Annotated in this window: 16 protein-coding genes; 7 read left to right on the forward strand and 9 right to left on the reverse strand. The window is 66.4% G+C overall.

Annotated elements, in window-relative coordinates:
* Positions 1-139 precede the first annotated feature (139 nt).
* The 4 genes from bpln_RS03850 (at position 140) to bpln_RS03860 (ending at position 5,743) form a co-directional block, all read left to right on the forward strand.
* Entirely contained in the window at positions 140-2,692 is a 2,553-nt protein-coding gene (locus bpln_RS03850) for a type VI secretion system Vgr family protein (protein ID WP_055138127.1), read from the forward strand.
* A gap of 180 nt (positions 2,693-2,872) precedes the next feature.
* A complete protein-coding gene (locus tag bpln_RS03855; protein ID WP_082465183.1) occupies positions 2,873-3,772 on the forward strand; it encodes a DUF4123 domain-containing protein in 900 nt (299 codons plus the stop codon).
* A gap of 22 nt (positions 3,773-3,794) precedes the next feature.
* A complete protein-coding gene (locus tag bpln_RS33555) occupies positions 3,795-4,244 on the forward strand; it encodes a DUF3304 domain-containing protein (RefSeq protein WP_080937076.1) in 450 nt (149 codons plus the stop codon).
* Complete coding sequence (locus bpln_RS03860) at positions 4,241-5,743, forward strand: T6SS phospholipase effector Tle1-like catalytic domain-containing protein (protein WP_080937077.1); 1,503 nt, start codon at positions 4,241-4,243, stop codon at positions 5,741-5,743. Before bpln_RS33555 ends, bpln_RS03860 begins: the two co-directional genes overlap by 4 nt.
* A gap of 63 nt (positions 5,744-5,806) precedes the next feature.
* Here bpln_RS03860 and bpln_RS03865 read toward each other — a convergent pair whose 3' ends face one another.
* On the reverse strand, positions 5,807-6,766 hold the full coding sequence (locus bpln_RS03865) for an AEC family transporter (protein ID WP_055138128.1): 960 nt from the start codon (positions 6,764-6,766) through the stop codon (positions 5,807-5,809).
* 357 nt (positions 6,767-7,123) lie between these two features.
* On the opposite strand from bpln_RS03865, the gene crcB reads away from it, so the two are divergent.
* Positions 7,124-7,510 (forward strand): fluoride efflux transporter CrcB, encoded by a 387-nt coding sequence (gene crcB / locus bpln_RS03870; protein WP_055138129.1) that lies wholly within the window; start codon positions 7,124-7,126, stop codon positions 7,508-7,510.
* A 131-nt stretch (positions 7,511-7,641) separates the two neighbouring features.
* On the opposite strand, the gene bpln_RS03875 is transcribed toward crcB, so the two are convergent.
* Together bpln_RS03875 and bpln_RS03880 are read right to left on the reverse strand one after the other, a co-directional pair.
* Positions 7,642-8,205 carry a YggT family protein gene (locus bpln_RS03875; RefSeq protein ID WP_055138130.1) on the reverse strand — a complete coding sequence of 188 codons (564 nt, stop codon included), beginning with the start codon at positions 8,203-8,205 and terminating at the stop codon, positions 7,642-7,644.
* A 76-nt stretch (positions 8,206-8,281) separates the two neighbouring features.
* The gene (locus bpln_RS03880) at positions 8,282-9,211 is read right to left on the reverse strand and encodes a Rossmann-like and DUF2520 domain-containing protein (protein WP_055138131.1); all 930 of its coding nucleotides are present in this window, start codon (positions 9,209-9,211) and stop codon (positions 8,282-8,284) included.
* Positions 9,212-9,627: 416 nt separating this feature from the next.
* Between bpln_RS03880 and bpln_RS03885 the strand changes: the two genes are divergently transcribed.
* Complete coding sequence (locus bpln_RS03885) at positions 9,628-9,918, forward strand: hypothetical protein (RefSeq protein WP_042624063.1); 291 nt, start codon at positions 9,628-9,630, stop codon at positions 9,916-9,918.
* A 253-nt stretch (positions 9,919-10,171) separates the two neighbouring features.
* On the opposite strand, the gene bpln_RS03890 is transcribed toward bpln_RS03885, so the two are convergent.
* A complete protein-coding gene (locus bpln_RS03890) occupies positions 10,172-11,743 on the reverse strand; it encodes a UbiD family decarboxylase (protein WP_042624064.1) in 1,572 nt (523 codons plus the stop codon).
* Positions 11,744-12,309: 566 nt separating this feature from the next.
* On the opposite strand from bpln_RS03890, the gene bpln_RS03895 reads away from it, so the two are divergent.
* The gene (locus bpln_RS03895) at positions 12,310-13,431 is read left to right on the forward strand and encodes a transglycosylase SLT domain-containing protein (protein ID WP_042624065.1); all 1,122 of its coding nucleotides are present in this window, start codon (positions 12,310-12,312) and stop codon (positions 13,429-13,431) included.
* Between the two features lie 139 nt (positions 13,432-13,570).
* On the opposite strand, the gene bpln_RS03900 is transcribed toward bpln_RS03895, so the two are convergent.
* The 5 genes from bpln_RS03900 to tatA form a co-directional block, all read right to left on the reverse strand.
* Positions 13,571-14,764, reverse strand: a complete 1,194-nt coding sequence (locus bpln_RS03900) for a pyridoxal phosphate-dependent aminotransferase (protein WP_055138132.1) — start codon at positions 14,762-14,764, stop codon at positions 13,571-13,573.
* Between the two features lie 52 nt (positions 14,765-14,816).
* Positions 14,817-15,254 (reverse strand): transcription antitermination factor NusB, encoded by a 438-nt coding sequence (gene nusB / locus bpln_RS03905; protein ID WP_042624067.1) that lies wholly within the window; start codon positions 15,252-15,254, stop codon positions 14,817-14,819.
* Positions 15,251-15,769 carry a 6,7-dimethyl-8-ribityllumazine synthase gene (gene ribH / locus bpln_RS03910; protein ID WP_042624068.1) on the reverse strand — a complete coding sequence of 173 codons (519 nt, stop codon included), beginning with the start codon at positions 15,767-15,769 and terminating at the stop codon, positions 15,251-15,253. The genes nusB and ribH overlap by 4 nt, the downstream gene beginning before the upstream one ends.
* A gap of 76 nt (positions 15,770-15,845) precedes the next feature.
* Complete coding sequence (gene ribBA / locus bpln_RS03915) at positions 15,846-16,973, reverse strand: bifunctional 3,4-dihydroxy-2-butanone-4-phosphate synthase/GTP cyclohydrolase II (RefSeq protein WP_042624069.1); 1,128 nt, start codon at positions 16,971-16,973, stop codon at positions 15,846-15,848.
* Between the two features lie 352 nt (positions 16,974-17,325).
* Entirely contained in the window at positions 17,326-17,553 is a 228-nt protein-coding gene (tatA, locus tag bpln_RS03920; RefSeq protein ID WP_042624070.1) for a Sec-independent protein translocase subunit TatA, read from the reverse strand.
* Positions 17,554-17,776 lie beyond the last annotated feature (223 nt).

Raw genomic sequence — 17,776 nt, forward strand, 5'->3', positions numbered from 1 at the left:
GCGGATCATTACCGCTTCCCGGCACCCGGAAAATGACCGCGACGATCCCGGTCCCGTCCGCGCCAAGTTGGCGAAGGGCGGCCGTACCCCCTGAGAGAAAGCCCCGCGGGGCTTGCCATAAACGAGAACCGGGTAGCACATGAACTCGACCGATTGGAGTCAGGCGCTTCGAGGCGGGCTGATTCAGCAGGATCGCCTCCTGAAGACGGACATCCCATCGTTGCCTGATAACGCGCTCGTCCCCCGCCGCGCCGTGACCTGTTCCGAGCTTGGCCGGGACTTCGGCGTCACGCTCGACATGGTATCGACCGCGAACGACATCGAGCTGAAAACGCTGATGGCTCAGCCCATGACGCTGTGGATACAGCAGGCGGACAAGTCCTATCTGCCGATCAACGGCTATATCCATACGGCTCGCCGGCTCGGTGCCGAAGGCAGCCAGACCAGTTATCAGCTGGCCTTCGCCTCGTGGATGCATTTCCTTCGATTTCGCCGCGACATGCGGTATTGGCAGGATCAGGGCGCCGACGCCATCCTCACGGATGTCTTCAATGCGCATCCGCAAGCGAACGGGCAGTTCCAGTTTGCGCTGTCGAAGCCCTTGCCGCCGCGCTCGTATTGCCGACAGAGCGAATCGGACTGGAATTTCGTGCATCGCCTGATGGAACAGGAAGGGCTGTTCGGCTTCTGGCGCCAGGGAAAGGACGGCAGGTCGCATTCGCTGGTCGTGACCGACGACGTTCATTCGCTCGACGAGATATCGGTCAATCCCGTCGTGTTTTCCCGGTCCGGCACCGGCAGCGAAACGGATGCGTTGACGCAGTGGGCCGGCTCGCGGACCTTGCAGAGTGTGGTGCATACGACCCGCACGTTCGACTACAAGGCACCGTCATCGGCTGCCAATCCGAAAGGGACTTCGCTGCCGACGATGGCGGGCCAGGGAAGTTTGCCCGAGCAAGCGGAGGTTTACGAATACACGGGCGCGTACACCTACGGCGTTCAGGATCGTGGAGACCATCTTTCCAGAATGCGCCTGGAAGAATGGGAGTCGCGGGCGAAGCGTTTTTTCGCGGCGGGTGGCGTGCGGGGTATCGATGCGGGTCTGCGGTTCGAATTGAGCGGTCATCCGGAGCATGATCGCGATCCGGCCGGGCAACGCGAATTCGCGGCGATCAAGGTCCGGCGCTACATCGAGAACAATCTGCCGCTGTCGAATCACGAGGTCCGTTTTCCGCACAGCCTGCAGGCCGCGCTGACGCGGGCGAAGGCCGGGTATTCGGGCGGATCGGTGGCTCACGTTGACGGTTCGGCGGGTTTCTATCTGGCCGAGGTGGAAGCGCAGCGCACCGCGGTGCCGTATCGCAGCCGGTTCGAACACGGCAAGCCGGAGATGCATCTGGAGACGGCGATCGTCGTCGGTCCGCCGGATGAGGAGGTCTATACGGATGAACTGAACCGGGTGAAGGTGAGGTTCGTCTGGGATCGGCAGAACACAGGGGACGCGGGGGCGTCGTGCTGGGTGCGTGTCGTGCAATCGGACACGGGCGGCGGCTACGGCGGCGTGCATATGCCACGCGTCGGCGAGGAGGTGCTGATCGGCTATCTGGGCGGCGACTGCGACCGGCCGATCGTGCTGCATCGCGTGTACAACGGCAAGGTCAAACCCCGGTGGCACGGCAACGGCATCCTGTCGGGGCACCGCTCCAAGGAGTACGGCGGCAGCGGCTACAACCAGATGGTGATGGACGACGCGACCGGCCAGAATCGCGTCCAGTTGATGAGCAGCAGCGCCAACAGCCTGCTGCATCTTGGGTATCTGATCGATCAGAACGGGAATACGCGCGGCGCTTATCTGGGCTCCGGCTTTGACTTGAGGACCGACGCCTACGGTGCAATTCGTGCAAGCCTGGGCCTCTACGTGACGACGCATGCCAAACCGGCCAACAGCGAGCAGCTCGACGTTGGCCAGGCACGGCAGCAACTCGTCGATGCCGGGAGCATGGTCGAGGCGATGTCGGGGGCGAGCCGGACGCACCAGGCGGAAAGCCTGGAGGAAGGGCGCACGGCACTCGAGGCTTTTGCCGATGCGACTCGGAATAGCGCGCGAGGCGCAACGGCGGGTGGCAGAACCGCAGGCGGCGGAACAGGCAGCGCGAATGCGTTCAAGGCACCGGTCATGCTGATGGCGGGTCCGTCCGGTATCGCATTGTCGACGCAGGACTCCTTGCATGTATCGAGCGATGGACAAACGAATCTGGTGAGCGGCCAGGGCATGTTCCTCGTCAGCGGGAAGTCGCTGATGGCGAGCGTCGCGGAGAAACTCAGCCTGTTCGTGCAGAACGCGGGGATGAAGTGGTTCGCGGCGAAGGGCAAAGTGGAGATCCAGGCGCATTCGGATAACATCGAAATCACGGCCCAGAAAGCGCTCAAGATCCTGTCGGCCACCGCGAGTATCGAGGTCGCCGCCAGGCAGGAGATCCTGCTCACCTCGGGCGGTGCCTATATCCGGATCAAGGATGGCAACATCGATATTCACGCTCCGGGAACGATCGATATCAAGGGAGCCCGGCACGCGTTCGCTGGTCCCGCGAGCTTGCCGTATCCGCTTCCAGGCTTGCCGCAGTCGATCTGCGTCGAGTGCCTGTTGAGACGCGCTGAGTCCCGAGCCGCGCTGATCACGAAGGGGGTATGACATGCCTTTCGTTTCTGTGGCCCCGGAGGTTGCTTCAAGCGTGCAGATGCATGTCGTGGCTGAGCCCGTGTGGAAGACGGTGCGCGGTCAGGTACGCGCACCGCGCTCGGCATGCGCTGAATGCCTGCGGCGCAGGGCGGCGACCCGAGCGGCGTTTGTCGACAAGGAAAAGGTCGTGAAATGACGGAAGCCTCGGCCGTATTCGCAATGGCACGCTCGCTGAGCGCCCAGGCTTATGTCCTGGCGGATCCCGCTCAGGACAGAACCTTGCCGGGCGCATTGCAATTCGATTCCGCGCGCGCCGTATGTCTGCTTGACGGCGCGGCTGACGTGATCGCCGTCGCCCCGCATCTGATCGAGATCGATGAGGCGAATTTTCATCGCGCGGGAGCATGGCTGGATCGTCATGCGTCAAAGGTTCCATGCGCGACGCTGCTGATTTCCGCCCTGCCGCTGGAGATGCTCGCGAGGCACTTGAGTTCGTTTGTCGATGTCGTGCTGCCGGACCGGACCATCATGGCGCTTGCCTTCTGGGACCCGGCTATTCTCGCAGTCCTGGCCGGTGCGCACGGAGACGATACGCTGCCTGTCCGCGGCCCGGTGCTGGCGGCCGGGCAACGACAGGCATTCCTCGGCCCTGTCCTCGCATGGTGGTACTGGGACCGTGCCGGCCATCTTCGATCCCTCGACTGGAACGGCGGCGCTGCTGCGTCGAGGCCGGATATGCGTTTGCCCCTGAACCTCGACCAACGTCAGGTCGATGCGCTGGTCGAGGCCAGCGTGCCGGACAGCATCCTGTACTACATCAGGCTCAACCTACCGGGCCTGCTGGCGCGGATACCGGAATCGGCGCAGTACGCATTCGTGTACTCGCAGATCCTGAATGCCCGAAAATATGGACTGGAAGGGACCGGCGACCTCGTCAACTATTGCTGCGTCGCGCTGGCTTATGGCGATGCGTTTGACACACTGCCGGAAGTTGCCGTTTTACTGGAGCAGGTCAGGAGCAAGGCCATGAGCTTTGATGAATTCATGAAAAAATTTCCGAGCGATATCCCGGCAATCGACGCGGCGCATTGACGATCTACTACCGAATGGCGAAATGAAAACGAGACCCGGAATTGCATTCCATGCAGCGGCCTGCCGTCTGCTCGTTGGCCTGATGTCGTTGCTGCCGCTGGCGGCCTGCTCGGAGAGAACCATGAACCTGGATGTATCGATCTACAACTACTGGCCGCGCGCGATCTATGACGTTGCCGTCAATGGTCAATATGCAGGGGGTGCTTATATGGGCTATCACCCTGGCGGCGCGGGTGGGTCGGTTGTTTGTTGTATCAAGGTCAAGCCTGGCCCGATAACGATCGAATATTCTCTCGGGGGTTCTGAAGGAATGCCGAGATTGGGCGAGAGAATTCATGCAACTGCCGTTTTGCAGGCATTGCCGGACAATTCCAAGGTTCTCACCATGCATGTGTATCCCAATGGAACGGCTTTTGCCGAAGCATCCAAGGAATACGTCGACGAGCGGCCGGAACCGGAGGATAAAAAATGATGTCGTCGCAGCCACAGTCCTCTTCGACGACGCAAATCATATCGGCCGCTACGCGCGACGTACCGAAGACGCCTCCGACGGCAAAACAGGATTGTTCCGACGTTCTTCATCTGGCTTTCTTCTTCGACGGTACCGGGAACAACCGCGACGCGGATGCAGCCGGGCAACGATGGAGCAACGTCGCGAGGTTGTTTGATGCCGCGATGAACGATCCATCGAAAGGGATCTACCGGTTCTACATCAGCGGCGTCGGCACCCCCTTCAACGGCGAGGTGTCCTGGGTCGACAAGCCCGATGTGTGGCTGGAGGACCATGCTCTCGGCGGGGCGTTCGGCGCGGGCGGAGACCGTCGTCTGCTCGATGGCGAAGACCGCATGAATCAGGCGTTGCGCCAGGCGGTGGTCAACAACGCGAAGAAGATGGGCGGCGAGGTCAAGCAATACGTCGAGAAGAACAAGGATGCCAGCCTGAACGATTTGAACAAGGCAATCGGGGCTCATCGCCTTATCAAGGTCATCAACATCTCTGTCATAGGCTTCTCCCGCGGCGCGGCGCTTTCCCGTGCATTCGTGAACATGCTGGTCGGGCAATGCAGGAAGCAGGCGGACGGCTCGCTGGCATTGAATGGCTTTCCGGTCCGTTTCACGTTCCTGGGCGTATTCGATACGGTGGCATCGTTCGGGATGCCCGCACACAACATCACGCTTCCGTTGGAACAGCGGGACCTGCGCATCCCTGCCTGTGTCGAGCGCTGCGTGCATTACGTCGCCGCCAACGAGCTTCGTTATTCGTTTCCGGTGGATTTGATTCGCGAAGGCGGCAAGTACAAGGCCGGTTGGACCGAAAAGGTTTATCCCGGTGTGCATTCCGACATCGGCGGGGGATATGGACCCAACGAGCAGAACCTGGACGGGAACTATGCTCGTATTCCGATGAACGACATGCACCAGGAAGCGCTGAAGGCGGGCGTGCGCCTGCTGTCGATGGCGGACATCAAGCGCACCCTTGCTCCTATCTTCGATCGCTTCACCGTGAAGCCCGAAACACAGAAGAACTATCAAGCCTACATGAGCGCGGCAAATCCGGCGGGAACCTCGGTCGAAGCCGATATGCGGTGCCACATGAAGTCGTACTACGAAAGCAACGGAACGCTTTCACGAAAAAAACGGCCATTGGCCGGCCAGGCGTCGTTCAACAGCAGTTCGATCAAGCACGCCATGTGGGGCACGATCGACCTCGAGGCGCCAGCCTATGCGGAGGCATTGAAGACGCATCGCGATATCGTCGTAACTAATCGCGGCACCGCCGAAGAGCGGGTATTTTTCTACTCGTTCAAGCCCGAGCAATGGCGGCTCGATGCGTGGCTGACGAACGCTCCCGACAGCATCGTCAATTTCTTTTCCCGCTACGTTCACAACTCCAAGGTTGACTTCATTGCGAACGTCGAACCGTTCAGCTACTTCCGGCCGCGCGGCGTCTTCGAACAAAAATCGTCATGACCAAGGCAATCGCCATGCGTGTGGAAACGCCCCGATCCGGGGCGTTTCACTCCGCCAGCCCCCTCACCGAACCGGCGCAAACAGATAAATCGCCACCGACAGCGTGACGATGCTCGCGAGCGACGACACCACCAGCGTCGTCCCCGACACCGCCGGCCGCACGTTCGCGCTGGCGCCGAACACCAGGCCGAAGAAGCCGGCCGGGATCGCCGTCAGCAGCACGGCTTCGGCCTTGATGACGGGCGGCAGTCCGAACAGCGTGGCCAGCGCCCAGACGATCGCCGGCTGCACCAGGTTCTTGATCACCGTGCCCAGCACGACGTTGCCGCCGATGCGGATCGGCTGGGCCGACAGCATCAGCCCGGTCAGAAAGAGCCCGACGCCCGCGGTGGCGGCGGTCATCGGCGCGAGCGCGGTGCCGACGATCGGCGGCACGCGCAGGCCGGACAGCGCCACGATCAACCCGAGCAGCGGGCCGACGAAGATCGGCTTCTGCACCGAATGCCGGAGCGCGACGAGGAACTTGCCTAGCGCGGAACCGGGTGAATCGGGCCGGCTCTCGGCCGACACATGCATGTCGAGGAACGCGAGCGTCAGCGGCGAGATCGTCACCGAGCCGACCGCGATGCAGATCGCCACCGGCAGCCCGGCCTCGGCGCCCCAGAACGGCGTCAGCAGCGGCAGGCCGATCGACGCGAAATTCGGAAACGCGGTGGTCAGCGTCTGGACCGAGGCCGTGCCGAGGTCCTGCCCGCAGGCGCGGCGCTGATGGAAGAACACGGGCAGGTAGACGATCAGCAGCCCGAGCGCGATGACGAGCGCGAGCCGCCCGTTCTGCACGATCACGTCGTGGGGCGTGCGCGCGATCGAGATGAACAGCGTGAGCGGCAGCGCGAACTGCATCAGCAGCACGTTCAGGCTCTTGACGTTGAGGTTGTCGACCAGCTTGCGGCGGCCGGCGAAATAGCCCAGCAGAAGTCCGACGTACACGGGCAGCAGCGCGGTAATGATCAGGATGAGCATAGGGGGCACGGATAAGGGGAGGGCATGCCGGCCCGGCTGCCGGCTGCGTGCGGCCACGCGCCTGACCTGACGGTCGAACCACGGCATGAGGGATTGCCGCCGCAGCGGCACTGCGACAACCCATCCACAATAAGCGCTCGATGCCGTTTCGGACTTGTCGTCGTGCAAGTTCCGTGGGGCCGAGCCTGATAAAAGTGACTGGTGGTGCCACGGCCAGCATCGCGATCGCGCTCGTTGCCCGGACATTGCCTTACCCGGCCCGCAGCGCCTAAAGTAACGCGACCGATGCCGTGCCGCCCCGCCCTCGCGCCCGGAGGCGCCGGCCGGCCTGCGCCCATCCCTTATCCAGGAGCCTTCTTGTTATTTTCGATCGCCGCGATCTTCATTGGCGCCGGCCTCGGCGCGCTGTTGCGCTGGGGCTTGAGTCTCACGCTGAACATGGTCGTGCCGCAGCTTCCGCTCGGCACGCTCGCCTCGAACCTGGTCGGGGGTTATCTGATCGGCATCGCGATCGTCGTGTTCAACACGAAGACGGGCCTGCCGCCCGAGTGGCGGCTGTTCGTGATCACCGGATTCATGGGCGGGCTCACCACCTTCTCGACCTATTCGGCCGAGGTGATGCAGCACGTCGTGGACGGGCGGCTGGGCTGGGCGGCGATCGTCGCGTTCGTGCATCTGATCGGCTCGTTCACGCTCACGCTGCTCGGCATCCTGACGGCTCGCGCGTTGCTGCTGCCGGCGTGACATCGACATCGCGAGCTGGCACCGCGTAGCCGCGTAGGCGATGCCGGCCGCCGCCGCAAAATCCGGGAGAGTCCGGGCGGCGAGGCGCCAGCCGCCCGGCGTCGGCCGTTCAGCGTGAATTCAAAGCGAATTCAGAGCGTAAACAGCGTCATCGAGATCGCCGCACGCGTGACGACCATGATCAGCACCTGCACGATCACGAACAGCAGGATCGGCGAGAGATCCATGCCGCCGAGGCTCGGCAGCACGCGCCGCAGCGGATTGAGCAGCGGCGCGGTCAGCGGGAACAGGATCTCCATGGCCGGCGAGCGCGGATTGAGCCACGACAGCAGCGCCATCAGGATCGTCATCCACAGCACCAGGTTCAGCGCCCATTTCACGAGCGTTAGCAGCGCGACGATCACGAGCGTGGGCAGGATCGACAGCGCGTCGATGCCGGCCAGCGACATCATCAGCAGCACGTAGATGAACGCGGTGAGCAACGCGGCCACCACGCTGGCCCAGTCGATGCCGCGCGTGCCGGTGATCACGCGGCGCAGCGGCAGCACGATCCAGTTGGTGGCCTGCAGCACGGCCTGCGTGACGGGGTTGTAGGGCGGGACGCGCACCGCCTGCATCCAGGCGCGCAGCAGCAGGGCGGCGCCGAACAGCGTGAACAGGGTGTTGAGCAGAAAGCGGGCGATTTCGCCGAGCATCGTTGAAATCCTTAGTATGACAGTCGGGTAGCGTGCGGCCGCCGTGCGAAGGTGGCCTGCATCGGGCGTCACCTTATCACGGCTCGCGGCGCGCGGGGGCAGGCCGGGCCAGGTGCGAAGCGAGCAGCGCGTCGACGCTGCCGGCCAGCGCGTCGAGACCGGCGGGCGGCACCGCGCGTCGCCTGGCTAGGCCCACGGCGCGGCGCGTCATCAGCGCGTAGAGCACGGCATGATCGTCGCCGAGTTCGTCGAGCAGCGCGAGCTGCCGCTCGACGATGCCGGCGTCGCCGCGCGATACCGGCCCCGCCAGCGCGTTGGCGAGCCCCTTGTCGCGCGCGGTCTCGATGGTGCCGGACAGCATCGGCAGCAGCGCGCGCAGCGCGTCGGCCTCGTTCATGCCGAGTTGGCGCCACAGCGCGACGGCTTCGGCCAGGCCGCACAGCGCGAAGCTCGCCGCGTAGTGCGCGGCCGCGTGATAGAGCATCCGGCCGCCGGGCGGAATCGCCAGCGGATGGCAGCCGAGCGCGGCGGCGAGCGCATCGAGCACGGGGCGCAGCGTGCCGTCGGCCTCGATCGTGACCGAACAGCCCTCGATGCGGGTCAGGTCGGCGTCGGCGCCGCCAAACAGGTAGAGCGGGTGGAAGCCGCCCGTCTGCGCCAGCTGCGCGCGCGCGGGCGCCAGCAACTCGACGCTCGACGCGCCGCTGCAGTGGACGAGCGCCTGCGCCGGCGCGCGCGCCGGATCGAAGCGCAGCGACGCGGCCACCGGGCCGATGCCGTCGTCGGAGACGGTCACGAAGATCAGATCGGCGGCATCGACGACGGCCTGCGCGTTCGCGACGGCCAGGCAGCCGTCGATCGGGGCGGCGAGCGCCTGCGCGGACGCCGCCGAGCGGCTCGCGATCGCCACCACCGGAAAGCCGGCCTGCGCGAACCGGCGCGCGAGACAGCGGGCGAGCCGGCCGGCGCCGATGAAGCCGAGACGGGGAACGGACGGAAGCGACATTGCAGTCATGGCGGTGCGGCACGGGACGAATCGGTCAGCCGTCAGTATCCCGTATTTGGCGCACTATCCGCCGACCCGATACAAAACCCGACGAAATCGCCGGGCGACGGCGGCAACTTCGCGCGGAATTTGTAATCAATCATTACCTGTCCCGCCGCTGCTTCAGGATTAACTATCGGAAAAGCTGACCGATTCGCTTGATTGATCGCAAGGCCGAGGTCCGGCCGGCGGCTCGGGCGGGCCGTCCCGCCCCGTGAAAGGCCGCGCCGGGCGCGTCCATGGGGCAAGCTGCAATTGCAATTTGCAACAAATGTGGATGGTTCGCGGGAAGGGATTTCGCTACATTGAACCCATACAGCAAGGCATCCGTCGCTGTCCATGTGGCCCGCCGACGAAGTGCCGCCAGGAGAACCGAAGTGAAAAAGCTCATTCCGCTCATCGCTGCCGCCGCGCTCGGCCTCGGGGTCGCGAGCGCTGCCCAGGCCCATGTTTCGATCGGCGTCGGCATCGGCCTGCCGATCGCGCCGGCCTATCCGGTCTATGCCGCGCCGCCGCCCGTCGTCTACGCGCCGCCGCCGCCCGTCGTCTATGCGCCGGCGCCTGCCTACTATGGCCCGCCCCCGGTCGTCGTCGGCGGCTACTACGGCCGCCCGTACTGGCACCATCACGGCTATTACGGCCACGGCTACTACGGCCGCCGCTGGTAATCACCGGCAAGCCGGCGCGCCCTATCGCGGCGCGGCACGGGAAACCGTGTCGCGCCGTCTGCTTTTTGGGCGGGAAGGGAAGGAGACGGAGCGCGTGAGCGGGCCGGGCTCGAGCCAGGACGCACGCCGCCGGGGCGGGGGCAATTCGTAACCGGGTGAAACCGCGCGTGCCGCGACGAGCGTGCGGCCCTCCCGCCAACCGGCCAGCATGAATCAACGCATCAGCGCCCGCCAGTATTGGGTCGCGGCGCGTTCAGCCGAGCCCGATCTCGTTCCAGAGCGTATCGACGCGCGCCTTCACGGCTGCCTCCATCTCGATCGGGCGCCCCCATTCGCGCTGCGTCTCGCCGGGCCACTTGTTGGTGGCGTCGATGCCCATCTTCGAGCCGAGGCCGGCCACGGGCGAGGCGAAATCGAGGTAGTCGATCGGCGTGTTGTCGACCAGCACGGTGTCGCGCACCGGATCGACGCGCGTGGTGATCGCCCAGATCACCTCCTTCCAGTCGCGGATGTTCACGTCCTCGTCCACCACCACGATGAACTTCGTATACATGAACTGCCGCAGGAAGCTCCAGACGCCGAACATCACGCGCTTCGAGTGACCCGCGTAGCTTTTCTTCATCTGCACGATCGCCATCCGGTAGCTGCAGCCCTCGGGCGGCAGATAGAAGTCGGTGATCTCGGCGAACTGCTTCTGCAGCAGCGGCACGAACACTTCGTTGAGCGCGACGCCGAGCACGGCGGGCTCGTCGGGCGGCTTGCCGGTGTAGGTCGAGTGGTAGATCGCGTCGCGGCGCATCGTGATGCGCTCGACGGTGAACACGGGGAACCACTCCTGCTCGTTGTAGTAGCCGGTGTGGTCGCCATACGGGCCTTCGAGCGCGTGTTCGTAGGCGGCCGTGCCGCGCGTGCCGGCGGGCCGCGGCGGCGCGCCGGCGGGCGCGGGCCCCGGCGTGCCGGTCTGCGGGTGGATGAAGCCCTCGAGCACGATTTCGGCGCGCGCCGGCACCTGCAACCCGTCCACGCCCGGCGTCAGGCACTTCGCGAGTTCGGTGCGCGCGCCGCGCAGCAGCCCGGCGAACTGGTACTCGGACAGCGTGTCGGGCACCGGCGCGACGGCGCCGAGCGTGGTGGCCGGGTCGGCGCCGAGCACCACGGCCACCGGATAAGGCTTGCCGGGATTGGCGAGCGCGAATTCGCGGAAATCGAGCGCGCCGCCGCGATGCGCGAGCCAGCGCATGATCAGCTTGTTGCGGCCGATCAACTGCTGGCGGTAGATGCCGAGGTTCTGGCGCGTCTTGTTCGGGCCGCGCGTGACGGTGAGCCCCCAGGTCAGCAGCGGGCCGGCGTCGCCGGGCCAGCAGGTCTGGATCGGCAGCTTGTGCAGGTCGACGTCGTCGCCCTCCCAGACGATCTCCTGGCACGGCGGCGCGGACACCGTCTTCGGCGCCATGTCCCACACGGCCTTGGCGAGCGACAGCAGCTTGCCGGCGTCGGCGAGGCGCTTCGGCGGATCGGGCTCCTTCAGCGCCGACAGCAGGCGGCCGACGTCGCGCAGCGAGGTCAGCGCCGTGGCGTCGTCGGCCGCGTCGGCGTCCACGCCCATGCCGAGCGCCACGCGCCGCGGCGTGCCGAACAGGTTGCCGAGCACCGGAAACCGATAGCCGTCGGGCGCGTCGAACAGCAGGGCCGGGCCGCCGGCGCGCAGTACCCGATCGCACAGCTCGGTCATTTCGAGCACGGGCGACACGGGCTGGGTGACCCGCCGCAGTTCGCCGAGACCCTCGAGGCGCTGAGAAAAATCGCGTAAGTCTTTGTATTTCATCAGAGTATTGCCGGCGCTCGGAAATCGGGCGCGATGGCGGCGCGAGGCGCCGGAAATCGAGCACCGATTTTACCCGGGGTGGCTCCGGGCAGCGCGATCCGCAAATTTGTTCAACGCGCATGAAAGCCAGACGGTGCGCGGCTTTTCGCGCCGCGTCGTAATAAATGATTACTTTTTGTTATGATTTCGGGACTTTATAGTGTTGACGATCTATAAAACCCTCCCTAGAATCCGCTCACATTGTTCGCCGGACCCCCTGGCTGACAACCAGTCTCCGGTCTTCCAGACGCTTCGCGTCGCCGTCCGCCGCGACCTGTACGGCACATGACGGTAGTTGTCGTCCGAGCCAGCGCCTTCGCGACGCTGGTTTTTTGCGTGGGAGCCACCGCGCGTCAGTCTGCCCGCCGGGCACTGACCTCAAGCCGCCGTGGCCCCGAACGGTACACATACCGTTTCTCCGACGTCGCCGCCCGATCCGGGTGCGCAACGTCCTGATTCCGCGGCCACGCGTCCTTCTCGCTACCGAGTCGAGCGAGCCGCACGAGTCATGTTCATGGGAGATCTGAATGAACGCTTGGTTATCGTGGCGTCCCTCCGAACGGCATGCGCAGTTGTTGCGTGAAGTGCTCCGCCGGGGGACGCGTGTCAGCCACCATCTTTTCAGCGTCGTCGGCGGCCTGGCCGTCGTCGTCGCGTTCGCGCTCTGGATGCTGCCGAACGCCCGCGGCACGCTGGCCGCAAAACTGATGCCCGTGCTGTCGGCCGCCGTCAAGGCGGGGCCGGCGCGGCTGCTGTCCGGGCACCCGCTGCCCGCGTTCGGCCCCGGCAACACCGATGACGACGTCGATGCCGACGGCCAGACCTCGCCGGTCTCGCCGGTGTCCTATTCGCCGTCGTCCGGCACGGCCACCGGCGACGTCGCCGCGGCCGACGACGCGATCCGCAACGGCCAGTCGCCGGTCACGCTCGCGAAGCTGATCCCGGCCCAGCGCGTCGCGGCCGACGCACGCGACGACCGCGTGTTCTCGAACCGCGAGCAGGCGCTCGTGGCCACCTATCTCGCGCGCCGCTACCACGTCGCGCAGGAGCCGGTCGGCCAGCTCGTGAAGGCAGCGTTCCAGACCGGCCACGACATCGGCCTCGATCCGATGCTGCTGCTGTCGGTGATGGCGATCGAATCGGGCTTCAATCCCTACGCGGAAAGCGGCGTCGGCGCGCAAGGGCTGATGCAGGTGATGTCGAAGATCCATTCCGACAAGTTCGAATACGCGGGCGGCACCAACGCGGCGCTGCGCCCGGTGGTCAACATCCAGGTCGGCGCGCTGGTGCTGAAGGACTGCATCGCGCGCGGCGGCTCGCTGCCGGGCGGCCTGCGCCTCTACAACGGCGTGACGGGCACCGACGACGGCGGCTACAGCGCGAAGGTGCTGGCCGAGCGCGGCCGGCTGCGCGACGTCGCGCGCGGCCGCAACGTGTCGATCTACGCGCCGCAGCTGCCGACGCCGGTGACCACCGCGTCGGGCTCGCCGGCCGCGGGCCAGAAGCGCGTGCAGGCGACGCTCGACGGCGCGCACCCGATCACGATCAAGGCGACCGTGCCGGCCGACGCGAAGACCTCGCCGCAAGCCGACGCGAGCGCCGACACGGGCGGCGTCAAGCACGACGGCGCGGCGGAAGTCGGGACCTGATCGGGCGGGCCGATCAGGTCGTCACGGAACGAACAATGCAGACAGGGCACCCTCGGGTGCCCTGTTCTTTTTGGTGCCGCGTATTTGAGTGCGGCACCGGCCCCCGGCATGCGGCCGGCGCGGGCGGAAAAGGTGGTTATTAGCGGCCGAACATCGCGCCGAGCCGCGCGACCGCTTCCTCGAGCCGTTCGTAGGCGGTGGCGTAGGATAGCCGGATGTACTCGCGCGGCGCGTGCAGGCCGAAGTCCATGCCCGGCACCAGCACCACGCCGGCGTCCTGCAGCATCGCGTCGACGAGCTTCGCGCTGTCGCCGGCGGCCGGATGGGCGACGCCGCCGCAGCGCGCATAGACGTAGAACGCGCCGTCGGGCATCACGGGCACCTCGAAGCCGAGCGATTCGAGCGCGGGCACGATGTAATCGCGGCGGCGCATGAATTCGAGGCGGCGCGCCTCGTAGACGGCCAGCGTGGCCGGCTCGAAGCAGGCGAGCGCCGCGTGCTGGGCCAGCGCGGACGCGCAGATGAACAGGTTCTGCGCGAGCTTCTCGAAGGTGCCGACCAGCGCCGGCGGGACCACCAGCCAGCCGAGTCGCCAGCCGGTCATGTTGAAGTACTTCGAGAAGCTGTTGACGGTGATCACGTCGTCGTCGAACGACAGTGCGGAGGCGGGCGGGCCGTCGTAGCTGAGCCCTTGGTAGATCTCGTCGATGATCGCGAAGCCGCCGCGTGCGCGCACGGCGGCCAGGATGCGGCCGAGTTCGTCGGGCGCGAGCGAGGTGCCGGTCGGATTGGACGGCGAGGCCAGCAGCACGCCGCGCGTGCGCTCGCCCCAGCGCGCGCAGACGTCCGCGGCGGTAAGCTGGAAGCGCGCCTCGGGGCCGCTCGGCACCAGCACCGGCCGGCCTTCGGCGGCCGCCACGAAATGCCGGTTGCACGGGTAGGACGGGTCGGGCATCAGCACTTCGTCGTCGCGGCCGACCAGCGCGAGGCAGGCCAGCAGCAGCGCGGCCGACGCGCCGGCCGTGACGACGATCCGCTCGGGCGCGATCGTGAGCCCGTAGGCCCGTGCGTAGTGCGCGGCGATCGCCTCGCGCAGCGGCCTGATGCCGAGCGCGCTCGTGTATTGCGTCACGCCGCGCCGCATCGCGGCGGCGGCGGCCTCGACCACCGGCTCGGGGGCCGTGAAATCGGGCTCGCCGATGCTCATGTGGATCACGTCGCGCCCCTCCTGTTCGAGCAGCGCGGCCTGCTTGACGATTTCCATCACGTAGAACGGCTGGATCGCGTCGACGCGCGAAGCCAGCCGGATCAGCGATTCGACGGCAGTATTCATGTCCGGGGCCGGAAAGGAAAAAAGCGCGGGCGCCGCGCGGCGCCCGCGTGGATCACGCGTTGCGGCGGGCGGCGGCCTCGTCGGGGCGCAGCTTGAGGGCGAGCTTGTCGGCCACGCCGTTCACGTATTTATAGCCGTCGGAGCCGCCAAACGTCTTGGTCAGCTCGACCGCCTCGTTGATCACGACGCGGTACGGCGTCTCGATCTGGTGCTTGAGTTCGAACGTGGCGATCAGCAGCACCGCGCGCTCGACCGGCGAGAGCTGCTCGATCGGGCGATCGAGGCAAGGCGTGAGCACGGCGGCGAGATCCACGTGTTCGCGGATCACGCCGTACAGGATCGTCTCCAGCAGCTCACGATCGGCCTTGTCGTAACCCTGCGCGCCGCGCAACTGCGCGTCGATCTCGCCGGTGGACGCGTTCGACAGCAGCCACTGATACAGGCCTTGCGTCGCCAGTTCGCGCGATTGTCGGCGTGCGCTCTTCTTCATGCGCGTTCCTCTTCGTCGTCTTCGTCCTCGTCTTCCTCGTCCTCATCCTCGTTGAGCTGGTCGAGCGTCATCGTGAGGTTGGCCATCTCCACGGCCGTGCGGGCCGCGTCGCGACCCTTCTCGGTCATGCGCGCGATGGCCTGCTCGTCGTTCTCGGTGGTCAGCACCGCGTTCGCGACCGGCGTGTTGAAGTCGAGCGCGATGCGCGAGATGCCGGCGCCGCTCTCGTTCGAGACGAGTTCGAAATGGTAGGTTTCGCCGCGGATCACGGCGCCGAGCGCGATCAGCGCGTCGAACTGGTTGCTTTCCGCGAGCTTTTGCAGCGCGAGCGGGATTTCCAGCGCGCCGGGCACCGTCACGAGGAGCACGTCCTCGCCGGCCACGCCGAGGCGTTCGAGTTCCTCGACGCAGGCGTCCGCGAGGCCGTTGCAGACCGGCTCGTTGAAGCGCGACTGCACGATGCCGATACGCAGGCCCTCGCCTTCGAGATTCGGTTGATATTGTCCGATTTCCATGTTCGTTCCGTGGTTGGATTCAGCGTAAGTAAGGAGCGGCAGCCAAATGGTGAGCGGATGAGCGCCGGGCAGCCGGTCAGACCGCGGAGGCGGCGCCGCCCGGCATCGGCACGAAGCCCGTCGCCTCGAGACCCCAGCCCGACATGCTGCCGAGCTTGCGCGGGTTCGCGAGGACCTGCATCTTGCCGACGCCGACGTCGCGCAGGATCTGCGCGCCGATGCCGAACGTCTTGAAGTCGACCGGGCGGCGCTTGAGCACCGCGGCCTTTTCCTCCTCGTCGAACGCGCGGAACACGTCGACGAGATGCTCCTTCGTGTCGCCGCAGTTCAGCAGCACGATCGCGCCGAGATCGCGCTCGGCGATTTCCTTCATGGCCGCGTCGAGCGTCCACGAGTGCGTCGAGCTGCCGGTTTCGAGCAGGTCGAGCACCGAGAGCGGCTCGTGGACGCGCACCGGCGTCTCGCGATCGGGCGTGGGCGTGCCGCGCACCAGCGCGATGTGCGGCGAGCCGGTGGGCTTGTCGCGGTAGAGCACGGCCTGGAACGCGCCGTGCGCGGTCTGCATGGTGCGCTCGGCCACGCGCTCGACGATCGATTCGGTGCGGCTGCGGTAGTGGATCAGGTCGGCAATCGTGCCGATCTTGATGCCGTGTTCCTGGCTGAACGCGATCAGGTCGGGCAGGCGCGCCATCGAGCCGTCGTCCTTGATGACCTCGCAGATCACCGCGGCCGGCGTGAGGCCCGCGAGCGCCGTGAGATCGCAACCGGCCTCGGTGTGGCCGGCGCGCACCAGCACGCCGCCCGGCTGCGCCATGATCGGGAACACGTGGCCGGGCTGGACGATCTCGTCGGCGCGCGCGTCGCGCTTGACGGCCGTGGCGATCGTGTGGGCGCGGTCGGCCGCCGAGATGCCGGTGGTCACGCCCTCGGCCGCCTCGATGCTGACCGTGAACGCGGTGCCGTACTGCGTGCCGTTGCGGTAGGTCATGAGCGGCAGGTTCAGCGTCTTGCAGCGTTCCTGCGTGAGGGTCAGACAAATCAGGCCGCGGCCGTAGCGCGCCATGAAGTTGATCGCTTCCGGCGTGACGAATTCGGCCGCGATGACCAGATCGCCTTCGTTTTCGCGATCTTCTTCGTCGACGAGGATCACCATCCGGCCGGCTTTCAGCTCGGCGATGATGTCGGGCGTGGAGGCGAGCGTCATATCAGAAAAGGGGGGAGACGGAAGAAAAGCGCTATTTTACGTCACGCGCGCGCGGCTGCCTTGGAAATCCGGCGACGCGGGGCCGTGGCGGTCAAGGCCCGGCGCGCGCGGGGCGGGCGCGCGAGGCCGCGCGGTGGTGACGGCGCGGGGCGGGAGGCGGCGCGGCCGGGTGGAGGCGGCCCGGAGGGGCGGCGTGAGGTGTGGCCCGGAGCGCACTCGGGAGGCCGGCCGTGGGCGATCGGCATCACGGCCCGGATCACGCCCGGTTTGGTCCGGATGCGGCCGCGCGCGCGGCCCGGCCGTGCCGTCGCGCGCGGCGCACGCGAGCGGCGGCTCGCGCGGGCGCGCAGTCTCACTGCGAAACCGGCCGGCCCGTCTGCGCGTCGAGCGTCGTCCCGGCCTTCGCGTCGGCGGCGGCCGGCGCGGCCCCCTCCGGCGCGTCGCCGTCCTGCATGCCTTCCTTGAAACCCTTGATGGCGCCGCCGAGGTCCGAGCCGAGGCTGCGGATCTTCTTCGTCCCGAACACGAGCGAGACGATTGCCAGAACGATCAGCCAGTGCGTGATGCTGAGGCTACCCATGATCCACTCCTTGCGTGATTGGTGAATGCGCCGGTCAGCGCGTCGGGCGCCGGCCCGAAGCACCAGCGCGTGCGCCGATCCTAAGCGCAATCGCGGCGGCCATCCATCAAAGCTGCTGATGGATTTGCCAACAAATCGTGATTGTTCATCGGCGGCGCGGCTCCCTAGTATTGGCGTCACGGAGCGGATGGCGGGCGCCGCTGCCGAGGTGGGCCGTTCGTGC

This window comes from Burkholderia plantarii (assembly GCF_001411805.1).
Lineage (GTDB): Bacteria > Pseudomonadota > Gammaproteobacteria > Burkholderiales > Burkholderiaceae > Burkholderia > Burkholderia plantarii.